Here is a 25974-nt window from a genome sequence, read left to right as displayed (position 1 = left end):
CATTGATGCAGCATCGCTGTCTCGTGAATGCCGGCCGTTTTACTGAGCAAACGATTTGCTATTGACCATTGAATTATTAAAGAATGAAAGGATTAATAACGATTTTTTTGCTGGTGTTTAACCTCAGTTTGTATGCTATACCGGGAAAAGGAAAAGTAACCATTGGTGTACCGGTAACCGCAACAGAACGGGTACGATATGGCGCAGGGCAGCTGAAGAATGCGCTTACTGCCGCAGGGTATACTGTAAGCATTGGGCCATCTGCGGTTAAGCAGGTAAACGGCAGCTTTATTGGATTGCACACCGGTGGCAGCGGAAAAAAAGAGGGCTTTTCCATTGAAGCAAAAGAAAAGTATATTCTTATAAGAGGGACAGATCCCTCCGGAACCCTGTATGGTTGCCTGGAACTGGCCAACCGTATTGAGAAGCGTGGCGTTTTGCCGGAAATGCTGTCCTTTTCAGATGCCCCGGAGATGGTACTGCGCGGGGAATGCATCGGGATACAGAAGCCGTACTACCTTCCAGGGCACAATGTGTATGAATACCCGTACACACCCGAAACTTTCCCCTGGCTTTACGACAGAAAATTATGGATACAGGTGCTGGATTCCATGGTACACAACCGGATGAATTCGTTGTACCTCTGGAACGGGCACCCCTTTGCATCACTGGTAAAACTGAAAGACTATCCCTACGCGGTGGAAGTGGATGAGGCTACCTTCAGGAAGAATGAAGAACTATACCGCTTCCTGACCACCGAGGCTGATAAACGCGGCATTTGGGTGATACAGATGTTTTACAATATCATCGTATCAAAACCCTTTGCAGAAAAAAATCATTTAAAAACACAGGAACGGGAGCGGCCCATCATTCCCCTTATTGCCGACTATACCCGTAAATCGATTGCTGCTTTTGTGGAAAAATATCCCAATGTAGGATTGATGGTCTGCCTGGGCGAAGCGATGGAAGGTGTGGGTAATGACGATATAGAGTGGTTTACAAAAACCATCATTCCCGGTGTACGGGACGGGATGCAGGCCCTGGGCATCAAAGAAGAGCCGCCAATCGTATTGCGGGCGCACGATACGGATGCTCCCGCTGTAATGAAAGCAGCATTGCCACTCTATAAGAATTTATACACGGAAGCGAAATTTAATGGAGAAGCTTTAACGTTTGAAAGGCCACGAGGCGCCTGGGCCGAATTGCACCAGCGCTTAAGCAAACTGGGAAGCGTACAAATTGAGAACGTACATATAATGGCCAACCTGGAGCCATTCCGCTATGGAGCGACCGATTTTATCCGCCGGTCTGTAACAGGTATGCACGAAGTAATGGGCGGAAACGGGCTGCATCTGTACCCACAGGCTTCGTACTGGGACTGGCCTTATACGGCCGATAGCGTGGCCGGAGGTAAGCGGCTCCTCCAAATTGAACGGGATTGGATATGGTACAAGGCCTGGAGCCGCTATGCATGGAGGGCAAGCCGCGACAGTACAGCCGAAAGCCATTATTGGGCGGCATTGCTGGCCGAAAAGTTCGGAATGAACAAAAATGGCGGCGCGCATATTTTACAGTCCTACAACCAGGGCGGGCAAATAGCCCCCAAACTTTTACGACGATTTGGTATTACCGATGGCAATCGCCAGACGCTCAACCTGGGAATGCTGATGACACAGCTGATCAATCCGTACCGGTATGGATTATTTACCTTGTTGTACGAGTCGGAAAGCCCTGTAGGAGAGTCGCTGGCAACATATATGGAAAAAGAATGGGCCCATCAACCACATATCGGTGAAACGCCGGTTGCTGTTATCAATGAAGTAAAAGCTCATGGAGATAAAGCAGTAACCGCAATGGATGCTGCCGAAAGAGAGGTGACAAAAAACAGGGATGAGTTTGAACGCATCAAAAATGATGCTTATTGCTACCGGGCCCTGGCCTATCATTTTGCGTATAAGGCAGAAGCCGCGCTATGGGTGCTGCGATACAAATACTCCGGCGATATAAAAGACCTGGAAAAAGCCCTGCCACTTTTAAAGGTAAGTGTTGATTGGTATAAAAAACTGGTAACGCTGACCCGGGGAACTTATTTGTACGCCAACAGTATGCAAACCGGGCAGCGGAAGATTCCCCTGTCGGGCGCTGGTGCCAACTATAAAACCTGGCAGGAAATTCTCCCTGTATTTGAAAAAGAAATGAGCACTTTCCGTTTCAGAATTGACTCATTAAAGCAGGTAAAGCCGGAAACGAAAACAAAAATACGCCCACTGGCGAATGCACAGGTGTATTTATCCGAACATGAATATAAATTTGTTACCGATAGTTTAGCGCAACCTTTTTTAGATACGGCCGCCGCTATACGGTCTTTTGCTAAGGAATTAAAGGGGCTAACGGGTATCAAAATGTCATTTCATCAGCAAATGACAAGCGGTACCGAAATCCGTTTTACAAATAGGAAACCGGTTAAGGTTTTGGTGGGTTTTTTCAAACCACAAAAAGCTGCTTTTGCTACCGATACTGTTTTTTTAAAAGAACCCGAGCTGGAAACAAATGCCAGCGCCAACGATTATGGCCAGGCAGATACAAAAATCGCGAATGCAATAGTCATTCCCGGACTTCCGCAGCTACATATCCACAGCTACGATTTTAAGGCGGGTACCAACACGCTGAAACTGGCCAGAGGCGTTGCCTTGATTTTGGGCTTCATTGATGGGGACGCCCCCCTGCCGGTTTATGATGCGGGGTTATATGAAAGTGGCAACCGGAAACAGGTAGACTGGCTTTTTGAATAGATAGATTGCATCACTGGTAAACGTTATGCATCTGTAAGCCGGAAACAATAAACAAGACGCCATCTTTATATGAAAGAAAATCTTTTGCTTTGTTACCTGCTGATTGCCGAAATCTGCAAAGCAGCGGTTCTTGCCCCAAAGCAATGGTTCGTGTCCTCCGCAATGGTTCGTTTATATTGTGCGGGTTATTACTTAACTAAATAATGAATGGATATTATGAGACTTTTTTTTGCTGTTGCCGCCTTTTTAACCTTTTTTCCGGCAGGTGCCCAGCAGTATTATGATGTTACTAAATTTGGCGCTAAAAAAGACAGCAGCGCCAAAGCAACTGTAGCTGTTGCAAAAGCGATCAAAGCTGCATCTGCTGCCGGGGGCGGCACGGTGTACTTTCCGGCAGGCAAATACCTTACAGGCCCCATTCATTTAAAAAGCAATATTACCATCCTGATCGATGCCGGCGCCGAGCTGCACTTCAGTGATGATTTTGATGATTACCTGCCCATGGTGGAGAGCCGGTATGAGGGGGTGGATGTGATGAGTTTTTCCCCGTTGTTTTATGCAAACCGGGTTGAGAATATTGCCATCACCGGAAGGGGCACCATCTATGGACACGGAAAAAAATGGTGGAATTATGTGGAGGGATATAAGGAAGGACAGCCGCGTTCCAAATGGCAGCTGGAATTTGACCGGTTGAATAAAAATATTCTTTTACCGGATGATCCGAAGCAAATGAAACGGGGTTTTTTACGCCCGCCCTTTATCCAGTTTATGCACAGTAAAAATATCTTCATCCAGGGAATCAATATCCGCAACTCGCCTTTCTGGACTATTAATCCACAATTCTGCGATAATGTAACCGTACACGCAGTTACCATCATCAACCCGGGTCAGCATGCTCCCAATACGGATGGTATTAACCCCGAAAGCTGCAGCAATGTGCGTATCAGTGATTGTCATATCAGCGTGGGCGATGATTGCATCACCATTAAGTCGGGGAAAGATGCTCCGGGACGCGCCAGGGCCAGGCCGGCTGAGAATTATACGATCACCAATTGTACCATGCTCAGCGGGCATGGAGGAGTGGTTATTGGCAGCGAGATGAGCGGCGGTGTAAAAAAGATCGCGATCAGCAATTGCATTTTTGATGGTACGGACCGGGGTATCCGCATTAAAACAACCCGAGGCCGGGGCGGTGTGGTGGAAGATATACGGGTAAGTAATATTGTAATGAAAAATATAGGGCAGCAGGCGATTGTGCTGGATATGGAGTATGCAAAAGTTCCGGAAGAACCGGTCACTGAACGAACTCCCCGCTTCCGGAACATCCGGCTAAGCAATATTACGGCGTATACAAAGGAGGCTATGTATGTAAACGGGCTGAAGGAAATGCCGGTATCGGAGATCAGTCTGAATGATGTGGTGTTTGAAGCGGAGCGGGGTATTACCCTGAAAAATGCAGTTGATATTTCATTTAATAATGTGCGGGTAAATACAAAGACGGGGCCGGCGTTAAAAGCAGATGCTGCGGAACGGCTGTCGATCCTTAATTTTGATGCCGCCCGGCTTGCGGCGGATATGCCGGTGTTGCGCCTGGATAATGTAAAAGGCGCGCGTATACAGGATTGCTGGCCCTTTAATGGTATTAGGCAGTTTGCAGCGATTGGCGGTGCGGCTACAGAAAATATAATGTTCGAAGATAATATAGTGGTAAATGAGCAGATCCGCATTGGGGCTGAAGTAAATAAGGAAGCGGTAAAACTGGATTGATGCTTGTTTTTGCCAATCGGCTGGAAGGTCAGCCCCGCAGATTTACGCCGGTGATATGCAGGGGAAATACCCGGCGGGAAGCGGCGAAAAGGTCAGCGAAAATTTGCGGGAAAAATATATAAAGGTTTACGTGTAGAACGATGATTAAATATTGACAAATGAAAAAAAGTTTTGTATTCATGGCGGTACTTCTTTCGGGAGTATCCTTAATAAAAGCACAGAACCTCGAACTTTGGTACAACCGGCCTGCAACCGAATGGGTAGAAGCCCTGCCCATTGGGAACGGTCGCCTGGGAGCTATGATTTTTGGCGGGGTAGCCGATGACCGCATCCAGTTTAATGAAGAAACATTATGGTCTGGCGGACCACGGGATTATAACCGGAAGGGGGCATATCAATACCTGGACCCAATAAGGACATTGCTGTTTGCCGGCAAACAGCGGGAAGCCGAAGACCTGGCCGGCCGCGAGTTTTTGGGATTGAAATCGGCCGAAGGCAACCGTGCTGCCTGGGTGGCAAAGATCAAAGCCATCCTGAAACAAAAAAACAATCCCTCCATTGCTGCCTATAACGACCGGAATTGGAAAGCGATATACGTGCCCAACTATGATGGTTGGGAAAAGGAAGGGCTGGGAGAACTGGATGGTGCGGTATGGTTCCGTACCAGCTTTGAGCTGCCGGCAGACTGGAAAGGCAACCCATTGGAACTGGATCTGAACAAGATTGCCGAACAGGACATTACGTTTGTAAACGGGGTAAAAGTAGGCGCACAGGACAATGGGGATGCCCGCATTTACAAGGTGCCCGCCTCCGTATTAAAGACGGGCAAAAACAGCATCGCCATACTGGTGTTGAATACAGCGGGCAAAGGCGGCATTCTGGGATATAAAGATAAGGGTAAGGCAATCGGGATTTATCCCGTGGGGAAACCCGGTTCAAAATTGCCCCTGGATGGCCAATGGAAATACTGGGTTCAATCGGACAAAGTACCACAGGTTGGCGAGTACCAGGCCCGCTACCAGCCCTTTGGCGACCTGCATTTTTATTTTGATGTAGATACCGCATCCGTTACGGAATACCGGCGTACGCTCAGCCTGGCCGATGCAGCCCTAACCACTTCTTATAAAAGCAGGGGCATTACCTTCAAACGCACTTATATTGCCAGCGTACCGGACCAGGTGATAGCGGTAAACCTGGCGGCCGACAAAGCCGGCGCCATCAGCTTTCAAACAGCGCTTTCGAGCCCGCATCGGAATTTTGTACTTAAAAGGATTGATCCGCATACCGTGGCGCTGCACGTACAGGTTAAGGACGGCGCCTTGTTTGGAGAGAGTTATGTGCGGGTAGCAACAAAGAACGGAACGGTTACGGTAAAGGATAACCGGCTTGTGGTTACGGGGGCCGATGAGGCAACGGTGTGGATAACGGCGGCTACCAATTACCGCAATTATAAAGATGTTTCGGGCCGGCCGGCTGCGCTTTGCAAAGCCGTGTTACAGCAACTGGGACAGAAAAGCTTCGGTTCCGTACTGCGCGATCACATAAAAGAATACCAGCAGTATTTTAATACGCTTTCAGTAGATTTCTTTAATCCATCGGCGCCGGCTGCTAATGTACAACGGCCCACCGATCAGCGTCTTGCACATTTTTCCCGTTCCGGCGATCCTGAATTTATTGCTTTGTACCTGCAATACGGGCGGTACCTGCTCATCAGCAGTTCGAGACCAGGAACCTACCCGGCAAATTTGCAGGGGATCTGGAACGATCTTTTATCACCACCCTGGGGCAGCAAATATACCACCAATATCAACGCGGAAATGAATTATTGGCCGGCGGAATTATTGGGCCTTTCGCCCCTGCACAGCGCCTTTTTTAAGATGACGCAGGAAGTTGCCGCATCGGGCGCCGAAACGGCCCGGGAATATTATCGTGCACCAGGCTGGGTATTGCATCATAATACGGATCTGTGGCGGGGAACGGCGGCCATCAATGCCTCCAACCACGGCATCTGGGTTACCGGTGGCGCCTGGTTTTGTGAGCATCTTTGGGAACGCTACCTGTTTACAAAAGACGAAGTTTTTCTAAGAGACACCGCTTATCCGCTGATGAAGGGCGCTGCATTGTTCTTTAATAGCTTTCTGGTTAAAGATCCGGTGAGTGGCTACCTGATCAGCACTCCCTCCAATTCGCCGGAGCAGGGTGGACTGGTAGCCGGGCCCACAATGGATCACCAGATTATCCGGGCCTTGTTCAAAAACACCATCGAGGCCTCAAAGATTCTCAATAAGGATGCGGCATTCAGAAATGAGCTGGAAGAAAAATATCCCCGGATTGCACCCAATAAGATCGGGCGTTATGGCCAGCTGCAGGAGTGGATGCAGGATGTGGATGATACCACCAACAAACACCGCCATGTATCCCATCTCTGGGGCGTATATCCGGGTAATGAGATCAACTGGGAAACCACCCCCGACCTGATGAAGGCGGCCCGCCAGTCGCTCATCTATCGCGGCGATGCGGCCACAGGGTGGAGCCTGGGCTGGAAGATTAACCTGTGGGCACGTTTTAAGGATGGTAATCATACCTATAAGCTCATCCAGATGCTGCTGAGCCCGGCAGGGAGCGGCGCAGGAAGCTATCCCAACCTGTTTGATGCGCATCCACCTTTCCAGATCGATGGTAATTTTGGCGGCGCCGCCGGTATTGGCGAAATGCTGCTGCAATCCCATACCAGCTTTATTGATATCCTGCCGGCGTTGCCCGATGCCTTGCCCGGCGGACGGATCAGCGGCATTCATGCCCGGGGAGGGTTGGTGCTGGATATCAAATGGGAAAATAAACAGCTCACGGCACTCTCTATTAAGGCTATTGCAAATGGGAAGGCCTCCCTGCGCTACAACGGAACGGTATTGCCCTTTACCTTTAAAAAGGGAAAAACGTATAAAATTGCTCCTGATTTCAAAAGCGTTGAAACATTATAATGCGTCAACGCAGCATATTCACGATATCTTTTTCCCTGCTTTGAGGCATTACTTTAAGTACGGTCAGTTTTCCGTCCTTTAAAACGCCTTCTACGATTGTTTGCCGGGGAGCATGCAGCTTAAAGGATACATCCCATTCTTTGGGCCATGCGGGAAAGATATAGAGTTTGTCGTCAACAGCCTGCAACAACATTTCCTGCAGGCCAATCATACCCGAGCCACCCCAGTTTTGATCGGGCACCCAGTCATAGCCCGGCCCCCAAAAGGCGGGAAAGCGGCGGCCGCTGTCTTTTAGCTTTAAACTGGTGAGCCGTTTGGCTTCTTCCGTTAAGCCGAGCCGGGCGGCAAAAATATTGTCCTGCTTCCAGCCGGTATAACTTCTGAATTTCATGGCAAAGCTGTCCAGCCGGTAAGTGTTGATGGCGGTATCCAGGCCCGGCCGGCCCACACCATAGATGCCCCAGGGAAAAACCGGGTACAACATGGCGGGTTCGGTATTGTTTACCCGCTCCCAAACCCGCGCGGGTGCAATGGTTGGCCTGCCATTGTATTGCATATAGGGGATTGGCGGTATTCGCTTCAGCAATGCTTCAAAATAATTTCTTTCCTCATTCGCCAGGCCAACCGGCATCGACAATAATTTTTGAGTTACCTTTTTTAATGCGGCAATAGTGGAGCTGGCATTATAGGCCATTTTAAAAGTTTCGGCACCGGAGCCCGGGTATAGTACGAGGTGGCCGTTCTGGTCCAGTGCTTTATTTCCTCTTTTTTTTGCCAGGTATTGGTAATGTTCGTCAAAGAAAACAAGACAGCTTTTGATGAGCGGAAGATAGGTTTCAATATTCATTCCGGCATAGCTGCGGGCCTCCAGCATCATCATGCAAAATTCCAGTACCGTGTCCCATTCATATTCCAGCCAGGCGTTGTATTCCATGCCCGGGTCAAACCCCGCAGGCCGTTTCCATCCGTATTCTGTGGGGTTGGGCAGTCCAAAGTTTTCGATTTGTTCATTAAAGTTGGCCCCTTTATGATGCCAGTAAACAGCGCTGCGCAGTTCTGCCGTATGCAGCAGCCGGTTGTAAAAATCAAACTGCGGCTTCATCATGTCGGCATCCCCGCTTTTGAGCATGGGCCAATATACGAGGCGCTGGTTTTGTGCGGTAAACGTGCCGCCGCCCCAGTTGCGGTGATCCGGTGTACCGGTGATGGTGCTGTCGGTAAAAACGGGGTCTACGGTAAACAACCCGCCATTAAATTTGGTGGGGTAGGAGCCATAGGCATTGGCCGCCAGCAGGTAGCGGAAGAGCTGATAGTTGCGCCCCGTTTGCCAGGCCGTATCGGCCATGTTTTTTTTGCCGGGATTGATGCAGATATAACTCCGGTTCCAGAACTGCCGCCACCACTGCCTTGTAGCGGCATGGTCTGCTTTTGCGGAGCGGCTTTTTTGAACGCATTCATTCAGTTCGCTTAGCCAGGTGCCTGGGCTGTTGGTTTGATTGTTGTGCAGGATGATCCGCAGCTCCTGGTGCTTTTGAGCACTGCGACTTTTCAGGCTCCAGCTTTTAAACGGGGTATTCGTGTATAGACCATCACCATTTGTGCCGGCAACAAAATTCCGCCCTTCCACAATGCCGCCGGAGGTGAGGCGCCGGAGTGGGTTGCGCAGTTGTTGTTTAACGGCGGCCAGTTGTTGCTGCGTTACGGCTGCATCAAATACCGTGGAATCCGTATTGCGATGAAAAAAGAGGATACGGTTCTGCTCAAAGCGAACAGCATCCTTTTTGGCAATCACGTTTACGTGACCGGCCCATTTCCAGGAGTTGGCATTATTGGCTTTCCCTTGCTGCAGCCGGTCGGCAAACCGCCAGCTCTCGTAAACCGCTTCTGCGGAAACAGGAACGGAGCCGTTGATTTCGATATGAATTACGGGCTGAAAAACAGAAACCCAGATCCGCAGATCCGCCGTACCTTTTTTATTTTTTGTATGGATGGTGGCCGCCCCTGTTTGCAGATCCAGCTCCTGCCGGAAGGATCCGTTCTCAAAAAGATCGGGATAAAGGCGAATCCGCAGGCGGCCTCCTTTTAAAAAGGTATTGTTTTCATCAAAGGCCCCGGATTTCGAAAAATAGAGCAGTACCTCGTTGTTTTCCACCCAAAGGTTGGCACCAATGGAACCGCCGCCTACGGGCATGGATTCCGATGCGTTTTTACTTTGCGTATTCCATTGAACCGCATAGTCTTTTATGACAGGCTGAGCCGGAGCCCCGTGCAGGAACAAAAAAATAAAAACCATACCCAACAGGAAGCGCCGCATACTATATAATTGTTTATTCTACAATTATAAAATTAAAAAAAACTGCGGGGAAATTCATGGGTCCATAACATTTTTTTCTGCTGTTAACGCGCTCAAAATTATCCCTGTAGAAGTATAAGTGGATGCCGGTTATCACAAATACCGCCTTAAACTTGACGGTAAGCTAAAAGTTTATTATTATTGACCTGATTTTTTGCCTTACAAATATGGAACAAGGGGAAAAGAAGCAGGGATCCTTTAAAAATATCTGGTACGGCATCGGACGTAAGCGGATTGAGATTCCCTTTCCTGTACTTCGCGACAAGATACTGAAGGACCCGTTGCTCAACAGTTTGTATATCTCCAGCCTTGGGTTTTATCCCAATGCAAAGGCACATTTTTCCAAGCGGAAAAAAGGCCTTGCCGGCAATATGTTGTTTTATTGCGTAGACGGGCATGGCTTTTTTGAATATGGAGGCGAGCATTTTGATGTAGGTCCCCATGAGTTTTTTATACTCCCTTGTAATGAAGCCCATGCTTATGGTTCTGCTGAGCGGGATCCCTGGAGTATTTACTGGATCCATTTTGGGGGGATGAACCTTCCGTATTTTAACGAGATGAATGCGGTCAAAGACAGCTTCCGGCCCCGGCGCGTAAAAGACAACGGGGAGATACCGGCGCTGTTTAACAAAATGTATGAAGCGCTGGAGCTGGGCTATAGTGCGGACAATCTGTATTTTGCCAATTTGGGACTGCGCCAGTTTTTTTCATATTTTATTTACAACGGCAGGCACTATCCCCTTGTGGAAAAGAAGGAGTTGGATGCGGTAGATAGCGCCATCCTATATATGCAGGAGCATTTACAGGAAAGCATAACGTTGAAGGACCTGAGCCGTCACTCTAATTATTCGGTGTCGCGTTTTTCCAATTTGTTTAAACAAAAAACCGGGTATGCCCCGATGGATTACTTTATGCAAATGAAGATTCAGCAGGCCTGTCAGCTGCTCGATTTTACCGATAAGGCCATTAAAGATGTTGCCATCACGATGGGTTTTGACGATCCGTATTATTTTTCCAAACGATTTAAACAGGTAATAGGAATGCCCCCATTAAAATACCGGGCAATAAAAAAAGACTAAAAAACAGTTATGAGAAAATTCAGCTTTATTGGACTCCTGGTTGTAGTAGCAATGATTTCATGTGCCCGCAAAAGCACGCCCGCAAAGAGCAGTAGCGGCATGGATGCCCTTACTTTTATGTCGTACAATGTGCATCACTGCAACCCGCCTTCCAAAGCTGGTGTAATTGATGTAGATGCCGTAGTAAAGGTAATCAAAAGGGAAGATCCGGATGTGGTGGCGTTACAGGAGATCGATGTCAATATCCGCCGTTCCGGTAGCATCAACCAGGCCGCGTTGCTTTCGCAAAAAACGGGGTATCATTTTTTTCATTTTTCAAAGTCGATCGATCATGATGGCGGCGATTACGGAATTATGATTCTTTCAAAATACCCATTGTCCGATGTGGAAACACATAAGCTGCCCACAGATCCCGCAACCGGCGGTGAGCCCCGTGTGTTGTCGCTGGCCACCGTTACATTGCCACGAGGCAAAAAAATAAGGGTAGCTTCCACGCATCTGGATTTTCATGGGAAAACGAACGGCCGGTTACAGATGACCGAAGTAAACAGGATTCTTGCAGATGAAAAGCTGCCGGTGATCATCGGAGGCGACTTTAATGCCACCGAAAAGAGCGAAACCATACAGGTACTGGATAAAGCATTTACCCGCACCTGTCAAAACTGTGCATTTACTATTGAGGAAGGCAAAGAAAAACAGGCCATTGATTTTATTGCATACAAACCTGGCAATGCTTTTTCGGTGCTTTCACACCGCGTTATTGAGGAAGACTATGCATCTGATCACCGTCCGGTGCAGGCGGTACTGAAGATCCGTTTTTAATAGCAACCGCTTTATTACGGTACTCAATGTTCCTGCTTTAAACGAATCCATCAATACGGAGTCGAAATAAAAAGCAGTTCCTTCTGATCTTTCACGTAAAAGAATCTTGTTGTTATGCGTAAGATTTTTCTTTTTTCCTGTTTGTTGCTGGCATCCGGCGCCTGGGCGCAACGCGCCGGCCAGCGCCCCAATATTATTTTTATCCTGGTAGATGACCTGGGTTATGGCGATGTGGGCGTATTTTATCAAAATGCACGAAAGGCCCTGAAGGACCCGGCTGTTCCTTTTATGGTAACGCCCTCCCTCGACCGCATGGCCTCGGGCGGCGCTGTTTTTACCCAACAATATGCCAATGCCCCTGTATGCGTTTCGTCAAGATCGTCCCTGCTCACCGGCGTTACCCAGGGCCATGCAGTAGTGCGCAATAACCAGTTTGACAGGGCCCTGGAGGATAATTATACCATCGCTTCTACCCTGAAAGCAGCAGGATACAACACGGTGGCCATTGGGAAATGGGGTTTGCAGGGCGCCGATAAGAAAGAATGGCCCGCCCATCCGCTCAAAAGAGGCTTTGATTATTATTATGGCTATATCCGGCACAGTGATGGTCATGAGCATTATCCAAAGGAAGGCTTATACCGGAAAGCCAAAGAAGTATATGATAATACAGCAAATGTTACGGAGGGGCTGGATAAATGCTATACCGGCGATTTGTGGACAGCACGCGCCAAACAGTGGATCATCGATTACAAACGATCGAAGAATGGAGCTCCCTTCTTTATGTACCTGGCTTATGATACGCCGCACGCGGTGATAGAGTTGCCAACACAAGCTTACCCCGCTGGAGGCGGACTGTCCGGTGGGTTGCAATGGACCGGCAAGCCCGGGCACATGATTAACACCGCTTCAGGAACAATCGATTCCTGGATGGCTCCGGAGTTTAAAAATGCGCAATACCTTGATAAAGCCACGGGCGAGATGACTCCCTGGAAGGATGTCTATAAACGCTATGCTACGGTAGTGCATCGGCTCGATGCCCAGGTGGGCGACCTGCTGCAATTGCTAAAGGATCTGAAGCTCGATGAAAATACGATCGTTGTCTTTACCTCCGATAACGGTCCCTCGCAGGAATCGTATCTGAAAGAGGATTATACCCCGGAGTTTTTTGGGGGCTATGGTCCTTTTGACGGTATCAAGCGCGATCAATGGGAAGGAGGCATGCGTACACCCACCATCGTGCAATGGAAGGGAAGGATAAATCCTGGTAAGAAGGTAGCGCTGCCCTCTTTCCTGTCGGACTGGATGCCTACGTTTCTAAATGCTGCAGGCGTGGCGGCGCCGGCAAGAACCGATGGGGTATCAATGCTGCCGGCACTTACGGGCAGAGGCGTGCAACAGGAAAAGACATTGTATTCAGAGTATTTTGTTGAGGGCAAAACACCCGGCTATCCTGGTTTTGAACAGAGCCATCGTAACCGGATGCGCAACCAGATGCAGTTCATACGCAAAGGCAATTACGTAGGTGTGCGCTATGATATTAAAAATAGTGAGGATGATTTTGAGATCTATGATGTAGTAAATGACCCGAAGGAAAAGCGAAACAAGGCATCGGGGCTTACCGGGCTGCAAAAGCAGTTTAAGGAAAGCGTATTGCAAATGCGGATCCGGTCGCACGAGGCCCCGCGCCCCTATGACAGCGTGCCCGTTCCATCCGTTTCAGAAACCGGGGTAACCAAGGGGATAACGTATCAATTGTATAAAGGTGCTTTTTTATGGGTGCCACATACGTATGCATTAAAGGCCGAAAAAACAGGTGCAGGCGATGTAAGTACCGCAGTAAACGCTTTGTCTGATGCAGACGCCGGTGCGCTTAGCGGTTACATCAGGGTGCCGGCCGATGGTAAGTATACATTTTATTTGAAAACAAATGGAAAGGCTTTTCTGCGTTTGCACGATATTGCCCTGATGGATGCAGATTACGGGTATACAGCGGGTACGGAAGTTCAACAGACGCTTTTATTAAAAGCGGGCCTGCACCCCATCCGCCTGTTATTTAAGAAAGAACAGCAGCAACCGGAGCTGGAACTGTACTGGAGTGGACCAGGGCTTGAGAAGCGACTGATAAAACAAGGTGATTTTTATTGACGGGGGTAGATGGAAATACATTTTTTGCCAGTCCGGTAAAATTTATGTATCCCGCCTTACTGGCTCCAGGTATACTTTTTAGTTGGTCTCATGAAACCCCGGTTCATCACCAGCCCCCGGCTTAATATAAGTTATAATGTTGCATTCAATAACCGGAAGTTTACCTTGTTGTAGGTCCTTCCACTTTTAATACCCCGTTTTTATCAATGGTCATGGGGTCGATGAATACCACCCGCTCATCGCCGGTTTTATTGGTGCGGGCGTGGTATACACAAAACATTTGTTGGCCATCCGGTGAAAAGGTAACGCTGTTATGCCCCGTTCCGGTTACGATACCGCCTTTTTCGGCGTTCTTCTGCAATACGGGATTGTTGGCTGCTTTCTTAAACGGCCCCAGCGGGCTTTTAGCAGTGGCATAGCCCACCGCATAATTTTTACCGCCAAAATAATTGGCAGAATACATCATATAATAAAGGCTACCGTGTTTAAAGATAAATGATCCCTCGGTCCAGCGGCGGTTTACCTCCTTTGAGGTAACAGAGCGGCTTTCCCATTCAGACTGGCGGTCGTTTCTTTTTACTGGCGGTCGTAATAACAGAACCGGGGTGCCTATAACACCGCTGAAATCCGGTTTTAATTCTACCCCATACACCCAGCTTTCCTCAATTTCGTTAAACCAGCCTTGTTTGCGGGCCCAATCTGCTATTTCGCTTTTAACCGGGTGTTTATAGCAGCAGCGGGAATAGTAGAGGTATATTTTTCCATCGGGCTCAAACAATACGTTGGCGTCAATAATGGGATAGCCGGGGTCAAATACCGGGTGTGGCAACAGATCTGTAAAGGGCCCTGTAGGCCGGTCGGCAACGGCTACGCCAATTTTAAAGTTCTCCAGTTCGTTGCCCGGGTTTTCCTTCCACTGGGCGCTGTAAAACAGGTAAAATTTGCCATTGCGCTCATACACCTCCGGCGCCCAGAAGGAATGAATGCCCCACCCGTTTTTGTTGTTGCCGGAATATACCTGCCCCTCCGGCTTCCAGTTAACCAGGTCGGTTGAGGAATAGGCGCTAAACCCTTTTTTGGCACCCCCGCCGGTGCCGTACATATAATATTGATCGCCTTTTACATGCAGCACATAAGGATCTCCAAATTGTACCGGCAGCGGGTTGTTGGAAACAACCGGTTTTTTTTGCGCCAGGGCAACCTGGAAAATCAATAAGAAAAAGAGAACCGGGATCGTTTGTTTCATATTCAGATAAATTTGCGAGGCGGTAAGATACAGCGGTTACTGCTAAAAACAATGAGTGGCTGCATCAATTGTTGCAGGAAGCTGTATCAATTTTGCTTGTATATTTATTCCTTTTTTTGGTTAAGAGTAGCCTATGATGTTTTTCGTGCCCCGTTGTGTAATTTTGGTATGAAAAATTTCATGACGGTTTGATGCACATAAAGCAGGAATGATAATGTGCCATCAGGACCGTAGCTGGCCATTTAAACCCCTCAGTTAAAAGCAAGTCTAACTTTAAATTTTAATAACGGATGTTGCGCTTTTCGCTTTTTTTGTTTTTGTGGAGTCTGTCTTATTTAGCAGGAGCTCAAAAGAAACCCAATATCCTGCTCATCATGGCCGATGATATGGGCTATTCCGATATCGGCGCCTATGGTGGAGAAATTAAAACGCCTCATCTTGATCAGCTGGCAAAAGAGGGCATCCGCTACCGGCAGTTTTACAATGCCGCCCGGTGCTGCCCTACGCGAGCCTCCCTGTTAACCGGGCTGTACCCGCACCAGGCTGGCATGGGATGGATGGCCGCGGCCGACCTGGGAACGGGCCCCGCATACAAGGATAACCTGAACCAGGATTGTGTAACCATTGCCGAAGTGCTAAAGACGGCAGGCTACCATACTTACATGACGGGAAAATGGCATGTAACCAATGAGCGGAAAATAGATGGAGCAGTAACGGATAACTGGCCCCGGCAGCGAGGGTTCGACCGGTACTTTGGCATCATCCCCGGAGGGGCCAATTATTTTGCCCCGGTTATCTACAGCGATAACCAGCGTTACAAGGCTCCGGGTAATTTTTACCTGACCAATGCCATCTCCGATACCAGCGTGCGTTTTCTTAACGAACATTTTAACCATGCCAAACAGGATCCCTTCTTTATGTATGTGGCCTATACAGCACCCCATTGGCCCTTGCACGCCTTAAAAGAAAAAATCGAACAATACAAAGAGGCCTATAAAAAAGGTTGGGACGCGGTGCGGGCCGCGCGCTTTAAACGACAAAAGATGATCGGCCTGTTTGCCGCCGGAACGGCCTGCACACCAAGGGATGCTGCCGTGCCTGGCTGGGAGCAACTGACAGGAAAGGAAAAAGAAGAAATGAGCATGCGCATGGCTATCTATGCTGCGCAGATCGATATTATGGATGAAGGGATCGGCAGGATTGTGCAGGCGCTAAAGGACAACGATGCGCTCGACAATACTTTGATCTTCTTTCTTAGTGATAACGGGGCCTGCGCCGAATTTATCAGCAGCGGAAAAAGCAAGGCGGTTGACGGAACGGAGGATACATTTGAAAGTTACCGACTGCCCTGGGCCAATGTAAGCAGCACTCCTTTTCAGCAATACAAACACTTTACACATGAAGGAGGTATCGCAACCCCGCTGATTGTGCACTGGCCCGCGGGCATTGCAGCGAAGCTCAATAACCGGTTTATTCCGGATTATGGGCATATTACCGATATTATGGCTACCTGTGTGGCGGTATCCGGGGCACAGTATCCCTCCGAAGTGCAGGGACATCGCATTCATCCCATGGAAGGGAAAAGCCTGTTGCCGCATTTTTCGGGCCGGACCAATAACCGCGGCAGGATCTACTGGGAACATGAGGCCAATATCGCCCTGCGGGATGGGAAATGGAAGCTGGTGGCCAAAACCCCCGAGGATTCCGTATTTGCAATGGAATCCCTGCAGCTATATGATATGGATGCGGACCCAACGGAGATAAACAACCTCAGCCATAGCAACCCGGAACGCGTAAAAGAAATGTATGCCGATTGGGAACGCTGGGCCCGCCGGATAGGAGCGTTTCCGCTGGACACAAGAGAATACGGCGTACGGATGCAGGCCTATCGCAGAAATATCAACGGTAATTTTGAAGATAACCTTGGAGGCTGGAATATTCACCAGGCAGATGAGATGAAAGGAACCGTAGTAATCGATGCAAACAGCCGCATCTCCGGAAGAAAATCGGCCTACGTACAGGTACAGCAGCCGGCAGCAAAACCTGCGGCGCTTTCCATGCTCTGGCCTTTTAAAGCACAGCAGGGCGAACATTTTTTATTGAAAATGAAAGCAAGGACCAGTAAAAACGCCCGTTTCTTCGTTCGCCTGGAAAGCACCGCGCCCGGCGCCGCAAAGGTTATTGATAAAGAGGTGGAATTGAAACGCGGTACAGAAAGTTTCGAATTTGCATCGGCAGCCATTCCCCAAAACGGGATGTACCGCGTGGGTCTTTATTTTGGAACGGCGGCGCCCGGATCGGGAATATGGATCGATGATGTGGAGTTGGCGGCGATAAAAAATAACCATGTATTTTCAAGCCAATAAAATAGGGATGATTATGAATCATAAAGTACCACTATTATTTTGGGTATTACTTTTCAATGGCTTTGTTGCAAAAAGTTATGCGCAAGCCGAAAAGCAGCCCAATATCGTAGTCATTATGGCCGATGACCTGGACTCGCGGCAGCTTAGCTGCTATGGCGGCCGGAACCTGGAAACAGTCAATATCGATCGGCTGGCAACGGAAGGCCTGAAATTTAACCAGGCCATTGCCTCGGAGGCAATGTGTGTGCCCACCCGGGCATCCCTGTTTACGGGCCTGTATCCCGTGCGGCACGGCTCTTACCAAAACCATAAACCCGTTTATGATACCTTAAAAAGCATCGGGCATTATCTTGCGGCATTGGGCTATACCGTGGCATTAACCGGCAAGGATCATAGCACAAAGCCGCGCACGGTTTTTCCTTTTGAGATCATCAAAGGATTTGAGCCCAACTGTGTTTCGCCCACGGATGATTACTCCCTTGCAGATGTAAAAAGCTTCATGCGTGGGCAGCAAAAGCCCTTTTGTCTTTTTGTAATGAGCATTAACCCCCATGCACCCTGGACGATGGGCGATACTGCCGAGTTTGACCCGGCAAAACTGGTGCTGCCCCCGCACTGGGTAGATACCCGGCAAACAAGAACCCAGTTTCAGAAATACCTGGCGGAAGTGCGCCGGTTAGATAACCAGGTAGGCGAATTGATGCAGGCCGTAAAAGAAACCGGAAAAGAAAATAATACGGTGTTTGTTTTTCTTGGGGAACAGGGCGCCCAATTTCCCGGCGCCAAATGGAACCTTTGGGATGCGGGGCAAAAAAGCTCCATGATTGTTCGCTGGCCCGGTGTGGTAAAGCCCCAAACCGTTACTAATGCCATTGTGCAATACGAAGACATAACGCCTACTTTTATTGATATAGCAGGCGGGCAACCGGTGACCAACCTGGATGGCCGGAGTTTTTTGGGCGTGTTGCAGGGAAAAAAGCAGCAGGCCAGGGATGTGGCCTATGGTATCCACAATAATTTCCCCGAAGGGCCGCCTTACCCCATCCGCAGCGTAAGAGGCAGTAAGTACAAACTACTGCTGAACCTGATGCCTGGTAAAAACTATCATATCAAGTACATGATGAATCCCAAAAATACCTACTGGGTAAGCTGGAAAGAAAAAGCAGAAAAATCGCCGGAGGACAAAATACGGGTAGAACGGAATATACGCCGGCCGCCGGTTGAGTTTTATGACCTGGAGAAGGATCCTTATGAACTGCACAATTTAGCCGGTGATAAAAAATATGCAACACAAATAGCTGCTTACCGCGCTAAACTGGAGCAATGGATGCGGCAGCAGGACGACCCCGGCGCGGCGCTGGATGTGCCTTTTGACCGGAAATAAACACTCCTGGTAAAATAAACCCCGAACATAAACAAATGAAAAAAACAAGATCGATCCTTTTGATTGCCGCAAGCCTGTGGACAATGACGGCAACAGCCCGGCAGCGTCCGAATATTATTTTTATAATGGCCGATGACCTGGGGTCGGCGGAGCTTGGATGCTATGGTAATAAGTTTAATGAAACACCCAACCTGGACCGGCTGGCCGGCGAAGGCGCAAGGTTTACCCAGGCTTATTCGGCAGCGCCCATCTGCTCGCCTTCCCGCGCAGGCATCATGACCGGGCAATACCCGGCCCGCGTACGGATTACCGATTTTCTGGATAATAATGCCGACCGTTACCTGGATCCTGCAACCTCTTTTACCGTTAACCGGGCCCTGTCTGCAGCAGGATATCATACCGGTATCATTGGCAAATGGCACCTGGATACCCGGTTCGGCAACCCGAAGGGCAACCCGCAGCAGCATGGTTTCGATGAGGTGATCGGCTCCGAAACAAAATACATTGCAGACGGCGATTATTTTTACCCTTATGATAAAATCAGCAGTTTTGATAAGGGCGCCGAAGGCGAATACCTTACCGACCGCCAATGCGATGAAGCATCCCGGTTTATCATGCGCAATAAAAAAAATCCCTTCTTCCTGTATCTTACCTTTTACAGTGTGCATACCAAACTGGATGCACCGGAAGCATTGGTGAAAAAGTATAAAAAAAAGTTTGATGCAAAATACGGAGAAGGAAAAGCCGAAGCCTTATATGGCCCGCAGAATGAACGCCACGAAGCCGATCATCTGGACAACCCGTATCTTGCTGCAATGATCGAACGGATAGATGCCGGAGTAGGCAATATCATGCAAACGCTCAAAGAAGCAGGAATCGACAAAAATACCTTGGTGATCTTTTTCTCCGACAATGGAGGCGTATGGCATTTGGGCAACAACGGCGCGCTCCGTGCCGGTAAATCCTGGCTATATGAAGGTGGTATCCGCGAAAACCTTATTGCACGTTGGCCTGCCGCAATACGATCACACACTACTATTGATACCCGGGTAATGGCTACGGATTTTTATCCCACCTTCCTGGAGCTGGCGCAAACAAAAGAACGTAAAGGCGGCCTGCTTGACGGTAAAAGCATCCTGCCGCTGCTGCAGGGAAAAGCAATGGCAGAGCGCGAACCCTTTTTCTGGCACTATCCCTCCGAGACCGGTCGCTGGGTAAACCGCATGTGCAGTGCCGTGCGGGACGGCGATTATAAATTATTGTATTTTTATAAAGCCAACCGTATCGAATTATATGATCTGAAAAAAGATCCGTCGGAGCAAACCGACATAGCCGCCCTGATGCCGGAAAAGCGCGATGCGCTTAAAAAGAAACTGGATCAATGGCTCAAAGCGGTAGATGCAGAAGTGCCGGATACTGCCGTTAAAAAGAAGGCAAAATGATAAAGATTCCAAAGGCCGGTTATGGTGCCTGTATGCTGTTCCTTTGCTGCCTGCTGCCATCATGGGCGCGGGGGCAGGCCCCGCCTCCAAATATTGTCATCATCGTTGCAGATGATATGGGCTGGGGCGATGTGGGTTTTCATGGCAGCGAGATCCGCACGCCGCATATCGATCAGCTGGCACAGGAAGGCATTGTGCTGAACCGTTATTATGTAAGTCCCATCTGCTCGCCCACCCGTGCCGGGCTAATGACCGGCCGGCTGCCGGAGCGGTATGGGTTGCGTGAAAATGTGATTGCGCCCTGGCTGGATTTTGGTGTAGATACCGCTGCGGAATTTCTTCCCCGGATGCTGGAGCAGGCAGGGTATAAGAACCGGGCCGCCATCGGCAAATGGCACCTGGGACATTCAAAGCGGAAATACCTTCCGCTGCGCCGGGGTTTTACCCACTTTTACGGTCATTACAACGGAGCCATCGATTATTTTACTCATATACGGGAGGGACAAGCTGATTGGCATAACGGCTGGGAAAGTGTACGCGATACCGGTTATACAACGGACCTCATCACCAAAGAAGCCGTTCGTTGTATCCATCACTTTAAAGAACAGGGCCCCTTCTTCTTATATGTGGCCTATAATGCGCCCCATGGCCCGCTGCAGGCAAAAGAAAAGGATTTGATAGCGTATGGTTTTGATCCCTCAAAACCGGCTTTTGGAAAAGAGCCGCCGGGCAGTGAAGGCACCAGGGGGAGGGGAAATACCCGCAGGCAAACCTATGCTGCGATGGTGACCGCCATGGACGCGGGCATCGGGCGCATTATGGAGGCGCTGAAGACCGCCGGTATGGATCAAAATACCCTGGTCCTTTTTCAAAGCGATAATGGCGCTGCTCCCAGGGAAGGCGGCCGCAACCTGCCGCTGCGGGGCTTTAAATTTCAGGAATGGGAAGGGGGAGTAAGGGTGCCCGCCGTGATCCGCTGGCCCGCCGGTTTTAAGGGCGGCTGGACCTCCGAACAGGTAATGGGGTATATAGATATAGCGCCTACTCTCCGCGAGATCGCCGGTATAAAAGCACCCCCTCCGCAGCCCTACGATGGCATCTCGGTTTTAAAAAATCTTACCGGAAAGAAAAAACTGAAACGGGACTTCTACCTCGGGCACGGTACGCTGATCCGTGACCAGTGGAAGCTGGTAGTACCCGGAGCGGGAGATCCGTCCATTGCAGGAGCTCCGCTGCTTTTTGCCCTTGATAGAGATCCCGCCGAAAAGGAAGACCTGGGCGCGCGCTACCCCGGCAAGGTAAAGGAGCTGCTCGAAGTATCAAAAAAATACCAGTCCATCGTGCCTGTAGAAAATGTGCCGCCCTATGGCCAGGGGAAAAAAAGTTTTAATGCTCCTTTTAACTGGGACATCCGGGAATAGATACCCTGTTTTTTGACCATTGTCCGGCATTGAAAAACAGGAATTTATTGCAAAACGGAATACTAAAACGGTCTATTTCCCGTTTAATGTTCAAACCAGGAGTTTTATGGCTAAAATATACCAGATCGAAAACAGCGTATTGAAGATTGCGGTTTCAGAAAAAGGAGCAGAACTGCAAAGTCTTGTAGATAAAACCACAGGGCAGGAATATATGTGGAGCGGCGACCCCGAAATATGGGGTAAGCATTCGCCGGTGCTTTTTCCGATCGTAGGAGCGTTAAAAGATAATACCTACCAGTATGAAGGCCATAGCTATCAGCTCAACCGCCATGGTTTTGCCCGCGAAATGAATTTTTTGCCGGTTGGCCGGCTGGCCGATGAGCTTGTTTTTTTACTGAAACAAACTGCGGAAACCCTGGATGTTTATCCCTTTGAATTTGATCTGAAGTTAAAATACCGGCTCGATGGAAAAATGCTGACAGTGACCTATGATGTCTGCAACACCGGCGCCCAAAAAATGTGGTTCTCCATCGGCGGACACCCGGCGTTTAAGCTGCCGCTGTTTAAAGGAGATGCCTATGCAGAATATTATCTTGAATTTGAAGAGAAAGAAGATGCCGGAAGGTGGCCCATTGAAGAAGGAGGCCTGCTGGCCTCAGCTCCCGTACCCTTCCTGAATAATACTCCGGTTTTGCGTTTAAATAAAGGGTTGTTTGCAAAAGACGCCGTGGTTTTTAAAGAATTGAAATCCAGGAAGCTGGCGCTGCGCTCTGACCGGACGAAAATGGGTTTTGATTTTTCCTGGCAGGGCTTTCCCTACCTGGGCCTATGGGCTACGCCAGGCGCCAATTTTGTTTGTATTGAGCCCTGGTGCGGTATTGCAGATGGCGTTGGCGCAGACGGCGATCTCTCAAAAAAAGAAGGGATTCATGCACTGGAGCCCGGCCGGCATTTTGTAAGATCCTGGTCGGTAACCATCTTTTCATAAGTTCCGCTATTTTTGTTGAATTGGAGGTCCTTTACGACAGCATTTATGATAAAGAAGACAGGCATTTTTTTTATAATGGTCTTCCTCACGCTCGGCGCTTTGGCACAGGAAAAGGTTACCCTTAGCGGTACAATAAAAGCAGCGATCAGTGGAGAAACACTGATCAGTGCCAGCGTGGAGGTACAAGGCAGCGAAGCCGGCACCGTTTCAAATGAATATGGATTTTATTCATTAACACTCCCGGTTGGAGAATATCGCATTACGTATTCCGCGGTCGGCTTTGAACCGGCAACGGAAACTATCCGGCTAACCGGCAACAAAGTACAGCCTATGGCGTTGAGGGAGCTGGTAACCGACCTGGACAGTGTTCGGGTTACGGCCAATGCCCGGGGGCGTACCATCCGGGGCACACAGATGGGCGTGGAACGTTTGACGATGAAAGAGGTTAACACCATTCCTATGCTTCTGGGTGAAAGGGATATCCTGAAGGCGATCCAGCTGCTGCCGGGAATAAAGTCTGCCGGTGACGGCAACAGCGGCTTTTATGTAAGAGGCGGCTCTACCGATCAAAACCTGATCCTTTTGGATGAAGCCAATGTGTACAACGCCTCGCATCTGATGGGCTTTTTCTCTACCTTCAATTCAGATATTGTAAAAGATGTAACCGTTTACAAAGGTGGGATGCCCGCACAGTATGGCGGAAGACTCTCCTCTGTACTGGATGTAAAAATGAACGAAGGGAATAATCAGCACTATGTAGTGAGCGGCGGGGTGGGGCTGATTTCGGCAAAGCTCAATGTAGAGGGCCCCATCCAGGAAAACAAGTCCTCCTTCCTCGTTTCGGGCCGGCGCACTTATGCAGACCTGTTCCTGCCGGTATTGGGCGACTCTTCCAACAAAAATACCCGACTCTTCTTTTACGATGTAAACGCCAAAATGAATTACACCCTGGGTAAAAAGGACCGATTATATATGTCGGGTTATTTTGGGCGTGATGTGCTGAGGCTGGAAAAACAATTTGGGATGAACTGGGGGAATAAAACCGGTACATTGCGGTGGAACCATATTTTTAATGACCGGCTCTTTTCCAATACCTCCTTTGTTTACAGCGATTTTAATTACAATATCGCCATCAACAACTCTAATAATGACCTCAATATTTTTTCCCAGATAAGGGATCTGAATCTGAAAGAAGAAGTGCAGTGGTATGCGGGCAGCAATCATTCCCTGCGTATGGGGTTCAATTCGATCTATCATACCATTACACCGGGAGAAATAACCAGCTCCGGCAAAACCAGCTATAACAACCTGTACCTGCAGGATCGATACTCCTGGGAAACCGCGCTTTTTGCAACCGATACCTGGAAGGCTGCGGAATGGTTAAACCTGACCTTTGGGCTGCGCCTGTCCTCTTTTGCTATTTTTGGCCCCGGCGATTTTTACGAGGTGAACGCCGCCGGAGACGTTACCGATACCCTGCGGTATCCCAAAGGCGCCCTGGTAAAAAACTACTGGAACCTGGAGCCGCGGCTGGCTGCCAGCTTCATCCTGAATAATAGCACGTCTTTAAAAGCGTCCTATGTTCGCAATACGCAAAACCTGCATTTGATTGCCAATTCGGCTGCCAATTTTCCAACCGACAAATGGATTGCCAGCACCAATAGTATCAAACCGGAGATCGTGGATATTTATTCTGTAGGCTGGTACAAGAATCTTTCCGGCGGCCGGTATGAGCTGACAGCCGAAACCTATTATAAATCATTCCAAAACCAGATCGATTACCGCACAGGGGCCGATGTGTACACCAACGATGCCATCGAAACTCAGTTATTGTCCGGCATCGGCAGGGCCTATGGTCTGGAGCTGCTGCTGAAAAAGAAACGGGGCCGGTTTACCGGGTGGGTGGGCTACACCCTTTCAAAAACCGAAAGAAAAATAACCGGTATCAACGATGGCGAATGGTACAATGCCCGCCAGGACCGTACACACGATGTGGCCATTGTGGCAAATTACCAGCTGAACAAAAAATGGAATCTTTCTGCCAACTGGGTATACTATACCGGCGATGCCGTTACGTTTCCCAGTGGCAAATATGTGGTGGATAAGCAAATTGTGTTTTATTATACCAAACGGAATGCTTACCGGATGCCCGCCTATCACCGGCTTGATCTGGGAGCCACCCGGCAATTAAAAACCCGGAATAAAAACAGATCGTCAGAGCTGGCATTCAGTTTATTTAATGCCTATGGTCGTGAGAATGCTTATCTGATCAGCTTTCAGCAAAATGAAGATAATCCCGATGTGACGGAAGTGATGCAAACCTCCCTGTTCCGGTTTGTACCGTCTATTTCCTGGCACTTTAAATTTTGAGCCGAAATGAAAAAAAGATGCCCCCTTCATTATTGTTGGCTGCTTTTTCTCCTGATGGCGGCAACAGGCTGCCAAAAGGTGATCAATGTGTCTATCGATGGCGTTGGTAAAAAATATGTTATTGAGGGCACCGTTTCGGATACCGAAAATGCGTACAGCGTTATTGTATCACAAACGCTTGATGTGTTGGACCATAACCTGTTTAAAGGGGTAGACGATGCGGTTGTAACCATTACCGAAGAAGGCAGAACCCCTGTGGTGTTGCAGCATAAGGGCAACGGGCTTTACCGGGCAAACGCATCGGGGAAGCCGGGCAAAACCTATGATCTGCATGTGCGGATAGACTCCGGGGTTTTTACCGCCCGTTCCACGATGCCGCAAAAAGTCGCGTTCGATTCCCTGTACATCACCAGCCGGCAGCTTGTAGGCCGGCAACAGCTGATTGCTACCGCAGCATTTAAAGACCCGCCCGGGATGGGAAACGCCTACCGCTTTATACAGCTGGTAGATGGAGAAAAAGAAAATACCATTTTTGTGACCAACGACAAACTGATTAATGGGCGTAATGTCGTATACGAGCTTCTTATGTTTTCCGGCGACAGCACTTCTGATCTGAAACGCGGTGATAATCTTCGTGTAGAGATGCAATGCATTAATACCGATACGTATAATTTCTGGTATAGTTTATCCCAGAGTGCGCTGGGGCAAAGCCAAAGCGCATCACCCGGTAACCCGGTAAGCAATATCAGGGGCGGAGCCCTGGGTTATTTCAGTGCCAATACCTTTGCAAAAAAAGAACTCCTTATTCAATAAAAACA

At 49.0% G+C, this 25974-nt stretch carries 15 protein-coding genes; 13 read left to right on the top strand and 2 right to left on the bottom strand.

The genetic code is table 11. From position 1 onward, the window contains the following. The first annotated feature begins 83 nt into the window (after positions 1-83). The 3 genes from GGU45_RS17930 (at position 84) to GGU45_RS17920 (ending at position 7540) form a co-directional block, all read left to right on the top strand. A complete protein-coding gene (locus GGU45_RS17930; RefSeq protein WP_435227061.1) occupies positions 84-2792 on the top strand; it encodes an alpha-d-galacturonidase in 2709 nt (902 codons plus the stop codon). A gap of 216 nt (positions 2793-3008) precedes the next feature. Beyond that, positions 3009-4559: a glycoside hydrolase family 28 protein gene (locus tag GGU45_RS17925; RefSeq protein WP_435227059.1), complete on the top strand. Its 1551-nt coding sequence runs from the start codon at positions 3009-3011 to the stop codon at positions 4557-4559. 158 nt (positions 4560-4717) lie between these two features. Then, the gene (locus tag GGU45_RS17920) at positions 4718-7540 is read left to right on the top strand and encodes a glycoside hydrolase family 95 protein (RefSeq protein ID WP_435227057.1); all 2823 of its coding nucleotides are present in this window, start codon (positions 4718-4720) and stop codon (positions 7538-7540) included. 4 nt (positions 7541-7544) lie between these two features. Here GGU45_RS17920 and GGU45_RS17915 read toward each other — a convergent pair whose 3' ends face one another. Next, positions 7545-9854: a DUF5703 domain-containing protein gene (locus tag GGU45_RS17915; protein WP_435227055.1), complete on the bottom strand. Its 2310-nt coding sequence runs from the start codon at positions 9852-9854 to the stop codon at positions 7545-7547. A 206-nt stretch (positions 9855-10060) separates the two neighbouring features. On the opposite strand from GGU45_RS17915, the gene GGU45_RS17910 reads away from it, so the two are divergent. The 3 genes from GGU45_RS17910 (at position 10061) to GGU45_RS17900 (ending at position 13939) form a co-directional block, all read left to right on the top strand. Continuing rightward, complete coding sequence (locus GGU45_RS17910; protein ID WP_435227053.1) at positions 10061-10972, top strand: helix-turn-helix domain-containing protein; 912 nt, start codon at positions 10061-10063, stop codon at positions 10970-10972. Positions 10973-10981: 9 nt separating this feature from the next. Then, entirely contained in the window at positions 10982-11794 is an 813-nt protein-coding gene (locus GGU45_RS17905) for an endonuclease/exonuclease/phosphatase family protein (protein ID WP_435227051.1), read from the top strand. 114 nt (positions 11795-11908) lie between these two features. Next, positions 11909-13939 (top strand): sulfatase-like hydrolase/transferase, encoded by a 2031-nt coding sequence (locus tag GGU45_RS17900; RefSeq protein WP_435227049.1) that lies wholly within the window; start codon positions 11909-11911, stop codon positions 13937-13939. 160 nt (positions 13940-14099) lie between these two features. Here GGU45_RS17900 and GGU45_RS17895 read toward each other — a convergent pair whose 3' ends face one another. After that, a complete protein-coding gene (locus GGU45_RS17895) occupies positions 14100-15185 on the bottom strand; it encodes a glycoside hydrolase family 43 protein (RefSeq protein ID WP_435227048.1) in 1086 nt (361 codons plus the stop codon). A gap of 290 nt (positions 15186-15475) precedes the next feature. Here GGU45_RS17895 and GGU45_RS17890 point away from each other — a divergent pair, with 290 nt between their 5' ends. The 7 genes from GGU45_RS17890 to GGU45_RS17860 all read left to right on the top strand — a co-directional run bounded on the left by GGU45_RS17890 (position 15476) and on the right by GGU45_RS17860 (position 25969). Continuing rightward, complete coding sequence (locus GGU45_RS17890; RefSeq protein ID WP_435227046.1) at positions 15476-17551, top strand: arylsulfatase; 2076 nt, start codon at positions 15476-15478, stop codon at positions 17549-17551. A gap of 13 nt (positions 17552-17564) precedes the next feature. Then, positions 17565-18935, top strand: coding sequence for a sulfatase family protein (locus GGU45_RS17885; protein WP_435227045.1), 1371 nt, complete (start codon positions 17565-17567; stop codon positions 18933-18935). Between the two features lie 35 nt (positions 18936-18970). Beyond that, positions 18971-20377: a sulfatase gene (locus tag GGU45_RS17880; RefSeq protein WP_435227043.1), complete on the top strand. Its 1407-nt coding sequence runs from the start codon at positions 18971-18973 to the stop codon at positions 20375-20377. Next, a complete protein-coding gene (locus GGU45_RS17875; RefSeq protein ID WP_435227041.1) occupies positions 20374-21798 on the top strand; it encodes an arylsulfatase B in 1425 nt (474 codons plus the stop codon). The genes GGU45_RS17880 and GGU45_RS17875 overlap by 4 nt, the downstream gene beginning before the upstream one ends. A gap of 106 nt (positions 21799-21904) precedes the next feature. Continuing rightward, entirely contained in the window at positions 21905-22786 is an 882-nt protein-coding gene (locus GGU45_RS17870) for an aldose 1-epimerase family protein (protein WP_435227039.1), read from the top strand. Positions 22787-22831: 45 nt separating this feature from the next. Further along, positions 22832-25156 (top strand): TonB-dependent receptor, encoded by a 2325-nt coding sequence (locus tag GGU45_RS17865; RefSeq protein ID WP_435227038.1) that lies wholly within the window; start codon positions 22832-22834, stop codon positions 25154-25156. 6 nt (positions 25157-25162) lie between these two features. Then, the gene (locus tag GGU45_RS17860) at positions 25163-25969 is read left to right on the top strand and encodes a DUF4249 domain-containing protein (RefSeq protein ID WP_435227037.1); all 807 of its coding nucleotides are present in this window, start codon (positions 25163-25165) and stop codon (positions 25967-25969) included. Positions 25970-25974: the final 5 nt, after the last annotated feature.

Source organism: Niabella hirudinis, assembly GCF_051201075.1.
Classification (GTDB): domain Bacteria; phylum Bacteroidota; class Bacteroidia; order Chitinophagales; family Chitinophagaceae; genus Niabella; species Niabella hirudinis.
Note: the sequence above shows the minus strand (reverse complement) of the source record. Positions and strands in the feature narration are given on the sequence as shown.

Coding starts and splice junctions, on each gene's coding strand:
- GGU45_RS17930 (WP_435227061.1), top strand. CDS start 84: ATGAAAGGATTAATAACGATTTTTTTGCTGGTGTTTAACCTCAGTTTG.
- GGU45_RS17925 (WP_435227059.1), top strand. CDS start 3,009: ATGAGACTTTTTTTTGCTGTTGCCGCCTTTTTAACCTTTTTTCCGGCA.
- GGU45_RS17920 (WP_435227057.1), top strand. CDS start 4,718: ATGAAAAAAAGTTTTGTATTCATGGCGGTACTTCTTTCGGGAGTATCC.
- GGU45_RS17915 (WP_435227055.1), bottom strand. CDS start 9,854: ATGCGGCGCTTCCTGTTGGGTATGGTTTTTATTTTTTTGTTCCTGCAC.
- GGU45_RS17910 (WP_435227053.1), top strand. CDS start 10,061: ATGGAACAAGGGGAAAAGAAGCAGGGATCCTTTAAAAATATCTGGTAC.
- GGU45_RS17905 (WP_435227051.1), top strand. CDS start 10,982: ATGAGAAAATTCAGCTTTATTGGACTCCTGGTTGTAGTAGCAATGATT.
- GGU45_RS17900 (WP_435227049.1), top strand. CDS start 11,909: ATGCGTAAGATTTTTCTTTTTTCCTGTTTGTTGCTGGCATCCGGCGCC.
- GGU45_RS17895 (WP_435227048.1), bottom strand. CDS start 15,185: ATGAAACAAACGATCCCGGTTCTCTTTTTCTTATTGATTTTCCAGGTT.
- GGU45_RS17890 (WP_435227046.1), top strand. CDS start 15,476: ATGTTGCGCTTTTCGCTTTTTTTGTTTTTGTGGAGTCTGTCTTATTTA.
- GGU45_RS17885 (WP_435227045.1), top strand. CDS start 17,565: ATGAATCATAAAGTACCACTATTATTTTGGGTATTACTTTTCAATGGC.
- GGU45_RS17880 (WP_435227043.1), top strand. CDS start 18,971: ATGAAAAAAACAAGATCGATCCTTTTGATTGCCGCAAGCCTGTGGACA.
- GGU45_RS17875 (WP_435227041.1), top strand. CDS start 20,374: ATGATAAAGATTCCAAAGGCCGGTTATGGTGCCTGTATGCTGTTCCTT.
- GGU45_RS17870 (WP_435227039.1), top strand. CDS start 21,905: ATGGCTAAAATATACCAGATCGAAAACAGCGTATTGAAGATTGCGGTT.
- GGU45_RS17865 (WP_435227038.1), top strand. CDS start 22,832: ATGATAAAGAAGACAGGCATTTTTTTTATAATGGTCTTCCTCACGCTC.
- GGU45_RS17860 (WP_435227037.1), top strand. CDS start 25,163: ATGAAAAAAAGATGCCCCCTTCATTATTGTTGGCTGCTTTTTCTCCTG.